Genomic DNA, 13,261 nt, shown 5'->3' with positions numbered 1-13,261 from the left:
CCGGCACGAGATCATATCGTTCGACGCGGACCGGCCCTCCACGCTTCAAATATCCCTCGTTCATGACGACCAGTGAGGACCGCAGCCTATGCAGGCGACCGTCGAAAAGCAGAAAGACGCCACCGCGCGTCGCGTCCTGCCCCCGCATTTGCGTCAGCTTGAGGCCGAGGCGATCGAAATCCTGCGTGAGGTGGCGGCGACCGCGCGCAACCCGGTCATGATGTATTCGATCGGCAAGGATTCCGGCGTCCTGCTGCATCTGGCCGCCAAGGCCTTCTATCCGGGGCGGCCGCCGTTCCCGCTTCTGCACGTCGACACGACGTGGAAGTTCCGCGAGATGATCACCCACCGCGATCATGTGGCCGGCCTCTATGGCGCGCGGCTGCTGGTCCACACCAATCATGAGGCGCTGGCGCGCGGGATCAGCCCGATCACCTCGGGATCGTCGGCCCACACCCAGGCGATGAAGACGGATGCGCTGAAGCAGGCGCTGGACCTGCATGGCTTTGACGTGGCCATAGGCGGCGCGCGTCGCGACGAGGAGAAGTCGCGGGCCAAGGAGCGCATCTTCTCGTTCCGGGGCGCGGACCACAGCTGGGACCCGCGTCGCCAGCGGCCGGAGCTGTGGCGGTTGTGGAACTCGAACCTGGGGCCGGGCGAGAGCCTGCGCGTCTTCCCCCTGTCGAACTGGACCGAGCTGGACGTGTGGGAATACACCCAGGCTGAGGGCATCCCTGTCGTGCCGCTGTATTTCTCCGCTCTGCGACCAGTCGTGGTGCGCGACGGCGCCCTGATCGTCCGCGATGATGAGCGTTTGCCGTTGCGCGAGGGCGAGACGCCTGAGTTGCGGCGGGTCCGCTTCCGCTCGCTGGGTTGCTATCCGTTGAGCGCGGCGGTGGAGTCCGAGGCGGACAGTCTGGACGCCGTCATCCGCGAACTGCGCGCCACCAAGCAATCCGAGCGTCAGGGACGGCTGATCGACGCCGACGAGACCGCCTCGATGGAGCGCAAGAAGCGCGAGGGCTACTTCTGATGGACGGCGCCGTGACGGCCTTTCCGCCGAAAACCCGGCGCGAGGAACGCGACCTGCTGCGTTTCCTGACCTGCGGCTCCGTGGACGACGGCAAGTCGACCCTGATCGGGCGGCTGTTGTTCGAGACGGGGCAGGTGCCCGAGGATCAGCTGGCGACGCTGGAGCGCGATTCGCGCCGGTTCGGCACCGACGGGACCAACCTGGATTACGCCCTGCTGCTGGACGGGCTGGAGGCCGAGCGCGAGCAGGGCATCACCATCGACGTGGCCTATCGCTATATGTCGACGGCGCGCCGCAGCTTCATCGTCGCCGATACTCCGGGGCATGAGCAATATACGCGCAACATGGCCACCGGCGCCTCGACCTGCGACGCGGCGGTCGTGCTGGTCGATGCGGTCAAGGGCGTCACGGCCCAGACGGCGCGGCACAGCCGCATCGTCGCCCTGTTCGGCATTCGCCACGTCATTCTGGCGGTCAACAAGATCGATCTGGTCGCGGACGATCCTTCGGCGTTTGAGCGTATCAGAGACGCCTATGCCGATCTGGTGGCGGATCTGGGCTTCCGCTCGGTGACGGCGATTCCGGTCAGCGCGCGTCGGGGCGACAACCTGACAGCGCGGTCGGCCGCCACGCCCTGGTACGACGGTCCTAGTCTGATCGAAGCGCTGGAAGATCTGCCGGTGGCCGAGACCGGCGCTGCGCGGCCGTTTCGCCTGTCGGTCCAGTATGTAAACCGGCCTCATGCCGATTTCAGAGGTTACGCCGGAACCATCGCCTCGGGCGAGATCAGGGTCGGCGACGCTCTGGCGGTTTGCCCCAGCGGGCGGACGGCGGCCGTGTCGCGCATCCTGTCCGGCGATGTCGATGTGGCCGAGGCGCGGGCTGGCGAGGCCGTGACCCTGGTTCTGGCTGAGGATGTGGACGTGGCGCGCGGCGACGTCCTGGCGCCTGCCGATGACCGCCCGGCGGCCTCTGATCGGCTGGATGTGCGACTGCTTTGGATGGGGGATCGGCCCTTTGATCCGGCGCGGCGGTATCAGGTCAAGCTGGGCACCCGCACCCTGCCGGCACGTCTGACGCTGGCGGAGGCCGCGGTCGGTCTGGCGCCCAATGAGGTAGCAGACGGGCGCCTGGCCCTGCCGTCGCCGGTCGCCGTGGACGCCTTCCGAGACGATCCGGCTCAGGGCGCTTTTGTCCTGATCGACCGAGCGACCGGCGTCACGGTGGCGGCAGGCGTGGTCGTCGGCGCCTCCGATCAGGCGGCCCATATTCATCACAGCCCCGCCGCCGTCTCACGCGAAGCGCATGAACTGCTGAACGGCCATCGTGGCGGCGTGGTGTGGCTGACGGGCCTGTCCGGCGCGGGCAAGTCTACCGTGGCCCAGGCCCTGCAGCAGAGCCTGCATGGGCAGGGCTGCCGCACCGTTCTGCTGGACGGCGACAACCTGCGCCATGGGTTGAACCGCGATCTCGGTTTTTCGGACGAGGATCGGGCCGAGAACGTGCGGCGGACCGGCGAGGCGGCGCGGCTGTTCGCCGATACGGGCGTCATCGCCATCTGCGCCCTGATCTCACCGCGTCAGGCGGACCGGGAGGCCGTACGGGCGCGCTTTGACGACCATCGCTTCGTCGAGGTCTTCGTGGACGCTTCGCTGGAAAGCTGCCAGGCGCGTGATCCCAAGGGGCTCTACGCCAAGGCGTCTGCGGGGACGCTCGCCAGCTTCACCGGGATCGCCGCCCCCTATGAGGCGCCCAGCGCTCCGGACCTGACCTTGGCCACCGAACAGTTGTCGCCGTCCTCAGCGGCCGATGCGGTGCGTCGACTTCTTGCAGAACGCGGCTGGCTCTAGGCCGCCGCTCCGACTGGATTATCCCTTTGACCTATCTCGTCACCGACGCCTGCGTGAAATGCAAGTTCATGGACTGCGTCGAAGTCTGCCCTGTCGACTGCTTCTATGAGGGCGAGAACTTCCTGGTCATCTCGCCGGACGACTGCATCGACTGCGGCGTCTGCGAGCCGGAATGCCCGGTGGACGCCATCAAGCCGGACACGGAAGACGAGCCCGACGGGAAGTGGCTGAAGATCAACGCCGACTACGCCAGGCTCTGGCCCAATATCACGCTGAAGGGCGAGCCGCCCGCTGACCGCGCCGTCTATGAGCGCGAAACGGGCAAGTTCGAGAAGTACTTCAGCGAGAAACCTGGGCGGTGACGCCGCCGGTCTTGATGGCCTGGGAAATGGCGGCGAACAGCTTGTCGACTTCGATCGGCTTCGCGATCAGGCCGTCCATGCCCGCCTGACGATACTCGTGCAGTTGGTGATCCATGGCGTTGGCCGTCAGGGCCAGGATAGGCGTGCGGGCCTGGCCGTTGTCCAGTTCTCGGCGACGGATGATCGAGGTCGCGGTCGGGCCGTCCATTTCCGGCATCTGGACGTCCATCAGAATGAGGTCCCAGGGCCGATCCTCCCAGGCGGCGACAGCCGCACGCCCGTTCTCGACAATGACAGGGGCAATGCCGACCTGCCGCAACAGGGTGTCGATGACCAGTTGATTGGCGCGATTGTCTTCTGCGACCAGCAGGCGGACCTGGCGGGCGTCTTCGGCGGACTCCGTTGTACGGGCCAGGTCGGGCAGGGCGGGGGCGTGACCGACGTGTTCCAGCGGCAGTTGAACGGTGAAGGTCGCGCCTTCATCGAGGGAACTGTCCGCCGATATGTCGCCGCCCATCAGACGGACCAGATCCCGGCAGATGGCCAGACCCAGGCCGGTGCCCCCGAAACGGCGCGTCGTCGAAAGATCGCCCTGCTCGAACTTGTTGAACAGGCGCGTGAGGGCGTCGGGCGAAATGCCCATCCCCGTATCCCGCACGCAGATCATCAGCAGGGCGTCCTGGCGATCCACGTCCACCTGGACCAGGCCTCGTTCGGTGAACTTGATCGCATTCGAGATCAGGTTGTTCAGGACTTGGCGCAGCCTTAGCGGATCGCCGAGATAGGCGCCCCTGGCGCGAGGGGCGACGTGCAGGTCGAACTGCAGGCCCTTCTGCGCCGCCAACGCGGAAAAGGTGTTGTGAGTCCCGGCCATCAGGTCGTCGAGGTCGAACTCGAGAGTCTCCATCTCCAGCTTGCCAGCCTCGATCTTGGACAGGTCCAGCATGTCGTTGAGGATGCCGAGCAGGCTCTCCGCCGACTGGCGGATGACCTCCAGGCGCTCGGCCTGCCTGGGCGGCAGAGGGTCGCGCGCCATAGCCTGAGCCATGCCGAGGACGCCGTTCAACGGGGTGCGCACCTCATGGCTCATGGCGGCCAGGAAGGCGGACTTGGCGGCGTTGGCGGCATTGGCCTCGCTGACCGCCTGGTTCAGTTCGGCCTCGGCCTGCAGGCTTTCGGAAATGTCGCGGATGATGGCGGTGTAGATCATCCCGCCGCGGGTCGTGGTCTTGGACAGGCCCACCTCGATTGGCGCCAGTCGTCCGTCCTTGGTCAGACCGGTCACGTCCTGGCGATTGCTCATGCGTCGGCTCAGGATGGCGCCGGCGGCGAAACCCTGAACCCGCTGCTGGTGGGCCTCACGCCGGTCGTGCGGAATGAGCAGGTCGATCGACTGCCCCAGGATCTCAGGCGCGGTATAGCCAAAGATGACCTCCGCGCCCTTGCTGAACAGCAGAATCCGCATGTCCTGATCGGCGACGATGATCCCCTCGGACGAGATGTTCAGGATGCTGCTGAAGATGTCCTCGAGGGTTTCGGGAAGGCCGGCCTGAACCGCCAACGTCTTTTTCAGTGCGTCGCGGGCATGTCGCCAGCGCGACCGGGAGTCATTGGCGCTGGGTTGTTCGCCGCCATTGGAGCTCTTCATGGTTGGGATTTTCCCGGCCGGTCTCTGTTCAAGGGTGTGGATCGGCGCACGCCGCCTGCCATCCCTTCATAGCGAGAAACTGGCCGATTCAAGATCGGCGTTTTCTCATTGTAAGAAAATTATTCCCGTAAAATCATTACGTTGCATCAAAAAGGCATCGTCCTTATCCTGGGCGGCGATTCAGTGCGCCTGAGGGGCAAGGGCGTGGGTTGGCGCGGACCGGCCGCGGCCGCAGGTGGTGTCGAGGCAGGATGAGGCGAGGGTGCAGGCGCGGGGGTTTCCGCGTGCGTTGCGGGGCGCGGTTTGTTGAAGGTCGCGGGCGATGCCCAGCAAGCCCGAGGCCGCGTTCGGCGTCAGGTCGCCGGGACTGAACCCACGCTGAAGCGCCTTTTCACCGGCCATGACATCGAGGTCCTCCGTGAACAGGCCGCAGCAGAAGCTGAATTCCGGGAATTGACGCCGGGTGGTGGCGCGATCTTCGAGCAGGTGAAGGCCTTGGCGTCGGGGGGAGCGGGCCATGTCACGATAGGCCTGATGAACGACCTCCCTGTCGCCCTCCAGGGCGTGAAGCAGATGGCCCTCGCGTGCGAAGATGATGCCGGTGACGCCGAGATCGGCGTGAAGGGCCTGGGCTTCGTCATGGAGGGCGGTCAGGGCCGGCCGGAGGCTTTCCTCGCCCTGTCTCGCGATCCGGCTATGGCAGATCAGCCGATGCAGATGCGGCGTCGATTGCGGTTCGGCAGCAAGGCCGGAGGGGCGCAGGGCGGCTTGTCGCATGGGGCGAAGCAGCACGCCGACCTTGCCGGTGTCGTCGCCGTCGAACTGCACCCCGATGGTTTCAAAGGCGTCCTGGATCGCGCGCAGCGTCCGGGCGTTGGCGTCTACCGGCCCGCGGAGACGTTCCAGCCGTTTGATGGTCTCAAGGCTGAGGCCGGAAATTTGCGCCAGCTCGGTTTGCTCGATCCGCGAAAGGGCGCGGGCGGCGCGTATTTGCTCGCCTGTAAGCATTAGAATATTGAAAGCCATCGTTTACGTAAAGAAATCGGATTGCACCCAGGGTGTAAATTAATGCCCACAAAGGTTTGTAATAGGCATTTCTGATGTTGTTACATACCTGATGTAAGTTATCCGATGATTCCATCTCCCCATATGCTGATCGCGTTTCGTTACGAGTTTCCTCATAACTATTTGACGTTTAGTCATTGCCGCAGTTTTTTGTAGGCGCCGAGCGAATTAAAGATGAACGGCTTTCTTGAAACGTTCAGTGGCGATGTCTTGGGGGGAAGGCAATGATGAACGCCTCACAGGCGATTAAAGTCATAATTGTTGACGACTCAGCTGTTGTTCGCGGTGTCCTGCGGCGCCTGCTGGAGGCGGAGCCTCAGATTGAAGTCGCGGCGGCGGCGTCGAACGGCGAGTTGGCCCTGAAGGAACTGCGCCAGCATGCAGCGGATGTCGTGCTGCTGGACATCGAGATGCCGGTCATGGACGGGATGACGGCGCTGAGGCGGATCGTCGTGGACTACCCGGCGGTCAAGGTGATCATGGTTTCGACCCTGACGCGCCGCAACGCCGAGATCAGTCTAGAGGCCTTGAGGATCGGCGCCGCCGACTATGTGGCCAAGCCTGAAGCGGGGATCGCCACCGCCGCCGAGTTCGGACGCGACCTGATCGCGCGGGTGAAGGCGTTGGCGACGCGTCGGCCTTCGCGCGTGAGCCTCGCCTCGAGCCCGACCTCCGTGCCTCGCTATGCGCCCACGCGCCGGCCTGTGGTGCGAGCTCTGGGGATCGGCGCTTCGACCGGCGGGCCACCCGCCTTGCTGAACCTGTTCCGGGCCTTGCAGGGCGGGGTCGGGTGGCAGCCTGTCTTTGTGACGCAGCACATGCCTGCGACCTTCACCACGCTGCTGGCTGAGCAGATCGGACGTGCGGCGGGCCGTCCCTGCGTCGAGGGCAAGGACGGCGAGCCGGTACGGCCTGGCCATATCTATGTCGCGCCCGGGGGGTGGCATATGCGGCTCGAGAATGGTCCGACCTCACCCGTCATCCGGCTGGACCAAGGGGCGCCCGAGCACTTCTGTCGCCCGGCTGTAGATCCCATGCTGCGAAGCCTGGCCGCCGTCTATGGCGACGGGGCGCTCGCGGCCATCCTGACGGGCATGGGTGCGGACGGCGCGCTGGGTTGCGAGGCGGTGGTGCGCGCCGGGGGGCGATTCATCACCCAGGATCAGGCGACCAGCGCCGTCTGGGGCATGCCCGCGGCGGCGGCGGCGACCGGGCTGGCCGAGGCGGTTCTGCCGCTGGACGACATCGGGCCCTGGCTTAGACGCGTGACGGAGACCGCCGCGTGACCGGGCCGGATTTCGAGCACTTCTGTCGTCTGGTGAAGGACCGTTCGGGTCTGATTCTGACCGCGCACAAGGGCTATCTGGTCGAGAGCCGTTTGGCCCCGCTGGCGCGGGCCGAGGGTCTGGCGGGCGTGCCGCAGCTGCTGGAGCGGTTGCGCCTCGGCGGGGCATCGGCGGAGCCGCTTCTGGTTCGCTGCGTCGAGGCGATGGCGACGCACGAATCCTTCTTTTTTCGCGACGGCACGCCGTTCAACCTGCTGGCCGGGCGGGTCCTGCCGCAACTGGTCGAGGCGCGGGCGGCGACGCGGACGCTGCGAATCTGGTGCGCCGCCTGTTCCAGCGGTCAGGAGCCCTATTCCATCGCCATCCTGTTGAAGGAGATGGGCGCTCAACTGGCGGGGTGGCGGCTGGAGGTTGTGGCCACCGACATGTCGCGACCGATCCTGAGGAAGGCGGAGGAGGGGCTCTACAGCGACTTCGAGGTTCGTCGGGGGCTGACCGACGCGCGCCGCGATCGCTGGTTTTTGCGCGAGGGGCACGGCTGGCGCGTCAGCCCCGACTTGCGGTCGCTGGTCAGTTTCCGTCCGCACAACCTGTTGAGCGACAGTCTGCCGGGCGTGTTCGACGTGGTCTTCTGCCGCAATGTCCTGATCTATTTCGACGTGGATCAGAAGCGGGCCGTGCTGCAACGCATGGCGCGGACCCTGGCCGAGGACGGCGGCCTGTTTCTGGGCAGCGCCGAGACGGTGCTGGGCGTGACTGACGCCTTTGAACTGACCCCCGGCGCGGCGGGGCTGTTCCGCCGCGCCTCAGGCAAGGCCGCCCGCACCGTCTGAACGCTGCGGGCGGCCATGTCCTAGCCGCGCATGAAGGACTCGATCTCCGCGCGCAGGGTGTCGAGTTCGCGCGCCTTTTCCGTCAGGGCCGCCGTGGCCGACAGCATGTCGGTCGCCGCCTGAGCATTGTCCGAGGCGGCGGCGGTCACGGCCACGATGTTGGACGAGACCTCACGCGTGCCCATGGCGGCTTCCTGGACGTTGCGGGTGATCTCCTGCGTGGCCGCGCCCTGTTCCTCGACCGCGCTGGCGATGGCCGAGGAGGCTTCGCTGGCGCGTTCGATGGTGCGGCGGATGCTTTCAATGGCGCTGACGGCGGCGTGGCTGGCCTTCTGGATCGAGTTGACCTGATCGGCGATCTGCTTGGTCGCGCGCGCCGTCTGATCGGCCAGGTTCTTCACCTCCGAGGCGACCACGGCGAAGCCCTTGCCGGCCTCGCCCGCGCGAGCGGACTCGATGGTGGCGTTCAGGGCCAGCAGCTTGGTCTGGGCGGCGATCTCCTGGATCAGGCCGACGACCTCGCCGACGCGCTCGGCTGAGTCCGCCAGGCCGCGCATGGTCTCGTCGGTGGACAGGGCTTCCTCGACCGCGTGGCGTGAGATGCTGCTGGACTGCTCGACCTGACGGGTGATCTCCTGGATCGAGGCTGACAGTTCTTCGGCGGCGGCAGCCACGGTCTGAACGTTGGACGAGGCCTCGTCCGAGGCGACGGCGACGGCTGAGGCCTGGCTGTTGGTCTCCTCGGCGCTGGCGGCCATGCCCTGGGCCATGGTGCTGAGGGCGGCGGCGGCGCCGGCGACGTCCTGGCTGAAGTCGTTGACCCGGTCGATGAAGCGGGCCTGTTCGGTCACGACCCCCCAGGTCAGCATCATGCCTGTCATCCGCCCCTCGGGGTTCTTCACGGCGGCGATGTTGAGGTCCAGCTTCTGATCGCCCAACTGGATCATGGCCCGGTGCGGCAGGCTGCGCGGATCGGCCAGCATGCGGCGCTGATGCTCGGGGTGCTTGTGGAAGATGTCGATGGACTGGCCCAGCATCTGATCGACCGGGATCGGCAGCAGGTGTTGCAGCGGGCGCAGGGTCTCGATGGAGCGGCGGTTCACATAGGTCAGACGCAGCTCTTCGGGCTCGCACAGCATGACGTTGAGCGGCATGTCGTCCAGCATCTGCAGCAGGCGCTGGTTGTCGCGCTCGGCCTTGACCCGTTCGGTCTGGAGCGACCAGGTCGTCATGGCGGCGACGTAACGGCCCTGGTCATCCAGCACGGCGCTGACCAGCAGGTCCAGGAACTCGCCGCCGATCTCGATGGTGGCTTGATGGGGCAGGTTGCGCGGGTCGGCCAGCATCCGGCGCTGATGCGCCGGGGCCTTGTGGAAGACGTCGATCGAGGCGCCGACCAGATCGTCGGCCCGGATCGGCAGGACGTGTTCAATCGATCGCAGCGTCGTCAGCGTCGCCTTGTTGGCATAGGTGATCTGGAAGTCGATCAGGTCGCAGATCATGACGTTGAACGGGGCGTCTTCCAGCAACTGCCGGAAGTCGGGCGTCCATTCGGCCGAGGCCTGAGCGGTCTGGTCCAGGCTGCGAGGGGCGAGGGGACGGGCGCTGCGCGCCGTGGCTCCGTTGGTCATGATCGGTCTCCGTGAGTGACAAGGTCCGCCGTGCGGCGAGGGGTATCGGGGGTGTCGCCGACAGGCGGCGGGGCCAGGGTCAGGACCGCCTCAGTCCGCAGCACCAGCATGAGGTCATCTTTCAGCCGGTAGAGGCCGTCGCACAGGTCGCGCCAGGCGGGCGACAGGGTCGGCGGCGTCGGCTCGTGCGCCGAGGGCGGCAGCCACAGCACGTCGCCGACGTCATCGACCATCAGGGCGTAGAGCTCGCCTGAGGCCTGTTCGACGATGACCGAAACGCCGCTGGCTCTTTGGTCTTCGGCTTGTGGCGGCAGGCCGAGGCGGCGGCGCATGTCGATGGCGGTGACGATGCGGCCGCGCAGGTTCAACGAACCGGCGATCTCGGGCGGGGCCAGGGGCACGCGGTTGATCGCGGTCTCGGCGATCACGTCCTGCACCTCCAGCACCGGCACGCCAAAGGTCTGGCCGCCGATCTGGACCGAGACCAGCCCGGCCTCGGTCGTAGGGTTGAGCGCGTTCACGCCGCCGCGCTTTCGGGCGTCAGGGCGCTGGAAACGGCGTCCAGCAGTCGGGTGGCGTCCAGCGCGGGACCGCCGCCGTTCAGCAGGCTGAGGCTGAGAAGCGGCGTGGCGTGCCACTGCTCGGCGCTGGCCAAAATCCGGGCGAACTCGCGCGCGCGGCTGGGCTGAAGGTCGGCTAGGATCAGGTCGAAGACCTCGTTGGCGTCGTGGTGGGCCAGAGCCGCCTCGGCGTCCGGGGCGACGATCACGACATAGCCGGCGCGCGCCAGCAGCGGCCCCAGCAGCAACTGGGTGAAGGTGCTGGGGTCTATGATCAGCAGACGTTTCAGGCCGGCGATGGGGGCGGAGAGGGCGTCGCCGGATGGGCTGGCCTCCGTCGTCGCGGCGGCGTCGAAGGCTCGCCGCCAATAGGCGTCGACGTCGATCAGGTCGGCGGCCTGGTCCATGACGATCAGGCTGCCCAGCGTCAGTCCGCCCGCGCTGTTGATCTCGGGCTGGGCTGCGGTCTCGACGATGTCGACGATCTCGCCGATCAACATGCCCAGGGCCTGATCGCCGCGCGCGAAGACCAGCAGGGGGCGACGACCGGGGCCGCTCCAGTCCGGCGCGCGACCGTCGGCGCCGAGGATCGGCATGAGCCGTCCACGGTATTGAAGCACGGCGCGGCCTTCGACCTGTTCGATCTGGGCGGCCTCGACCTCTTCGATGCGGGACACGGTGGTCAGCGGGGCGGCGCGCAGGGTCGCGTCGGCGGCGCGGAACAGGAGCAGGGCTTCCTCCTTCGGCGGCGGGGCGGCGTTGGCCTTGCGGGCGGCGTCGCTGGCGAGCCCGGCCAGGTGGCCGGAAATCTGATCGACCCCGGCGGTGCGCGCCGTGCCCTTGGGGTCCAGGATCAGGATGACCGCCCCGTCGCCGAGGATGGTCGCGCCGGAATAGAGGTTGAGGTGGCGCAGCACCCCGGCCACCGGCTTGACCACGATCTCCTCGATATCGAAGACCCGGTCGACGATGACGCCGAAGGTGCTGGCTCCGAAATGGGTGACGACGATGCAGGTTTCGTTGGCTGCCTTGCCCTGGGTTTGGGGCGGGGCCTCGTCGTCCAGCTTGAGCAGGCGTTGTAGCGACACCAGCGGCAACAGGCGCTCGCGCAGCCGCAGGACGGGCGCGTCTTCGATCTGTTCGATACAGCGGCCCGAGGCGCCGCTGGCGCTGACCAGTTCGATGATCGACGACTGGGGCAGGGCGAACCGCTCGCCGCCCGCCTCGACGATCAGGGCCGAGACGATGGTCAGGGTCAGGGGGATGCGGACGGTGAAACAGGCGCCTTGACCCTCGGTGGATCTCAGTTCGATCACCCCGCCGATCTGTTCGATGTTGGAGCGCACCACGTCCATGCCGACGCCCCGGCCCGAGACGCTGGTGACCTGGGACGCCGTCGAGAAACCGGCGCGGAAGATCAGTTGCATCGCCTCGGCGTCGCTCATCTGCTCGGCTTCGGCGGCGGTCAGCAGGTCCAGAGAGACCGCCTTGGCTCGCAGGCGCGACACCGACAGGCCGCGCCCGTCGTCGGACACCTCGATGACGATGGCCCCGCCTTCGTGGCGCGCGGCCAGGGTGATGCGGCCCGCCTCGGACTTGCCGGCGGCGCGGCGCTGTTCCGTGGTTTCCAGTCCGTGATCGGCGGCGTTGCGGATCATGTGGGTCAGCGGGTCGCGGATCAGCTCCATGACCTGTCGGTCCAGTTCAGTCTCCTGACCGGACATATGCAGTTCGATGCGCTTGCCGAGTTCCTGCTCAAGATCGCGCACCAGACGCGGCAGCTTCGCCCAGGCGCCGCCGATCGGCTGCATCCGGGCGACCATGACCTTCTCCTGGATCTCGCTGGTCACTTGATTCAGGCGATGCAGCGGACCTTTGAAGGGGCTTTCCGGTTCCAGCCGCAGGGTCTGGATCATCTGGTTGCGGATCAGCACCAGTTCGCTGACCGAGCGCATCAGCTGTTCCAGCACCTCGACGTTGATGCGGATGGTGGCGGCGGACTTGCCGACGCCGGCGACGAACGCGACGTCTTCAGGCGCGGGCGGGGCCGAGGCCGGTGCGGCGGCGTTCGTCCCGATCTGAGCGCGGATGCGCAACTCCGCCACGTCCTCGGGCGAGGCGTCCAAGGCCTCCAGCGCCGCCGCGACTACGCTGAACAGGGTGTCCAGCATTTCGGCGTCAAGGCGAATCTCGGCGATATCCTCCAGCGCCCGGCTCAGGGTGGCGGCCTCGCTGCCGCGAGCGGCGCCCAGCAGGCCCTGCAACAGGGCCGCCTGCAACAGGATGGGGTCGGCGGCGCCGAGCAGAGACTCAAACGGGGCCAACCGCATCAGGCGCGCAGCGGCCGCCTCGGCGGCGGCGTCCAGTGTAGCGTCGCCGCCAATTCGTTCGATCAGGGGTCTGGTTGAGGTCGCCGGAGGCGGCGAGGCCGACGCGACGGCCACGCAGGCCGCTTCGAGGCGATGTATCAGCGCGCCGTCCTCGCCGGTCGGCTCTTGGCCCGTTGCGTCCAGAACGTCGATCAGGCCGCGGATCACGTCCACGGCTTCCAGGATGGTGGTGACGGCGGCGGAGGTCACGATCAGAGAGCCGTCGCGGAAACCGCCTAGAACCTCTTCCGCCGCGTGGGCGATCCTTTGAAGTCGCACCAGGCCGATGAAGCCGCACGCGCCCTTGATGGTGTGCATCAGGCGAAAGACGCTGGCCAGGGGCTCGGGGTCGTGCGGATTACGCTCGAAACGCACAAGTTCGCTGTCCAGCGCCTCTAGGCCCTCGCGGGTCTCAGCGATGAAGTCGCCCAAGATCTCGTCCACGGCCCCTCCTGATAGTTGAGGCGCAGTTCCGTAGGGCCTGGCGCCATGCGAACGAATGCGTGGGATGGCGCTGTTATCTGTAGATTCGGAGTTTTCGCTAGGTGGAAAGATGGTTCCGATAATTTATCCAAATATAGTCGGTGTAAAATACCGCTATCAAACGGCTCCTCTGGTATTTGT

At 66.7% G+C, this 13,261-nt stretch carries 10 protein-coding genes; 6 read left to right on the top strand and 4 right to left on the bottom strand.

Annotated features, from left to right (window positions below; genetic code table 11):
* Window positions 1-88 precede the first annotated feature (88 nt).
* Genes cysD through P0Y52_06765 form a run of 3 tightly spaced genes read left to right on the top strand, consistent with a single transcriptional unit; the run spans window position 89 to window position 3,245 of the window.
* Window positions 89-1,033 carry a sulfate adenylyltransferase subunit CysD gene (gene cysD, locus P0Y52_06775; protein WEK59241.1) on the top strand — a complete coding sequence of 315 codons (945 nt, stop codon included), beginning with the start codon at window positions 89-91 and terminating at the stop codon, window positions 1,031-1,033.
* 11 nt (window positions 1,034-1,044) lie between these two features.
* Window positions 1,045-2,883 (top strand): adenylyl-sulfate kinase, encoded by a 1,839-nt coding sequence (gene cysC / locus P0Y52_06770; protein WEK59240.1) that lies wholly within the window; start codon window positions 1,045-1,047, stop codon window positions 2,881-2,883.
* A gap of 26 nt (window positions 2,884-2,909) precedes the next feature.
* Window positions 2,910-3,245, top strand: a complete 336-nt coding sequence (locus P0Y52_06765; protein ID WEK59239.1) for a ferredoxin family protein — start codon at window positions 2,910-2,912, stop codon at window positions 3,243-3,245.
* Here P0Y52_06765 and P0Y52_06760 read toward each other — a convergent pair.
* The gene (locus P0Y52_06760) at window positions 3,223-4,893 is read right to left on the bottom strand and encodes an ATP-binding protein (protein ID WEK59238.1); all 1,671 of its coding nucleotides are present in this window, start codon (window positions 4,891-4,893) and stop codon (window positions 3,223-3,225) included. The two genes, P0Y52_06765 and P0Y52_06760, sit on opposite strands and share 23 nt — an antisense overlap.
* Before the next feature lie 303 nt (window positions 4,894-5,196).
* Between P0Y52_06760 and P0Y52_06755 the strand changes: the two genes are divergently transcribed.
* The 3 genes from P0Y52_06755 to P0Y52_06745 all read left to right on the top strand — a co-directional run bounded on the left by P0Y52_06755 (window position 5,197) and on the right by P0Y52_06745 (window position 8,077).
* The gene (locus P0Y52_06755) at window positions 5,197-5,904 is read left to right on the top strand and encodes a hypothetical protein (protein ID WEK59237.1); all 708 of its coding nucleotides are present in this window, start codon (window positions 5,197-5,199) and stop codon (window positions 5,902-5,904) included.
* 278 nt (window positions 5,905-6,182) lie between these two features.
* Window positions 6,183-7,244, top strand: a complete 1,062-nt coding sequence (locus tag P0Y52_06750) for a chemotaxis response regulator protein-glutamate methylesterase (protein ID WEK59236.1) — start codon at window positions 6,183-6,185, stop codon at window positions 7,242-7,244.
* Entirely contained in the window at window positions 7,241-8,077 is an 837-nt protein-coding gene (locus P0Y52_06745; protein ID WEK59235.1) for a protein-glutamate O-methyltransferase CheR, read from the top strand. Before P0Y52_06750 ends, P0Y52_06745 begins: the two co-directional genes overlap by 4 nt.
* A gap of 20 nt (window positions 8,078-8,097) precedes the next feature.
* On the opposite strand, the gene P0Y52_06740 is transcribed toward P0Y52_06745, so the two are convergent.
* The 3 genes from P0Y52_06740 to P0Y52_06730 are packed head-to-tail and all read right to left on the bottom strand — an operon-like array spanning window position 8,098 to window position 13,081.
* Complete coding sequence (locus P0Y52_06740) at window positions 8,098-9,708, bottom strand: methyl-accepting chemotaxis protein (GenBank protein WEK59234.1); 1,611 nt, start codon at window positions 9,706-9,708, stop codon at window positions 8,098-8,100.
* A complete protein-coding gene (locus P0Y52_06735; GenBank protein WEK59233.1) occupies window positions 9,705-10,229 on the bottom strand; it encodes a chemotaxis protein CheW in 525 nt (174 codons plus the stop codon). Before P0Y52_06735 ends, P0Y52_06740 begins: the two co-directional genes overlap by 4 nt.
* Window positions 10,226-13,081, bottom strand: coding sequence for a hybrid sensor histidine kinase/response regulator (locus P0Y52_06730; protein ID WEK59232.1), 2,856 nt, complete (start codon window positions 13,079-13,081; stop codon window positions 10,226-10,228). The genes P0Y52_06735 and P0Y52_06730 overlap by 4 nt, the downstream gene beginning before the upstream one ends.
* Between the last annotated feature and the right edge of the window lie 180 nt (window positions 13,082-13,261).

This window comes from Candidatus Brevundimonas phytovorans (assembly GCA_029203145.1).
In the GTDB taxonomy this organism is placed as follows: Bacteria; Pseudomonadota; Alphaproteobacteria; order Caulobacterales; family Caulobacteraceae; genus Brevundimonas; species Brevundimonas phytovorans.
Note: the sequence above shows the minus strand (reverse complement) of the source record. Positions and strands in the feature narration are given on the sequence as shown.

Excerpts from the sequence above, each read along its gene's own strand:
- cysD (WEK59241.1), top strand. The coding sequence starts at position 89 with ATGCAGGCGACCGTCGAAAAGCAGAAAGACGCCACCGCGCGTCGCGTC.
- P0Y52_06760 (WEK59238.1), bottom strand. The coding sequence starts at position 4,893 with ATGAAGAGCTCCAATGGCGGCGAACAACCCAGCGCCAATGACTCCCGG.
- P0Y52_06750 (WEK59236.1), top strand. The coding sequence starts at position 6,183 with ATGATGAACGCCTCACAGGCGATTAAAGTCATAATTGTTGACGACTCA.
- P0Y52_06740 (WEK59234.1), bottom strand. The coding sequence starts at position 9,708 with ATGACCAACGGAGCCACGGCGCGCAGCGCCCGTCCCCTCGCCCCTCGC.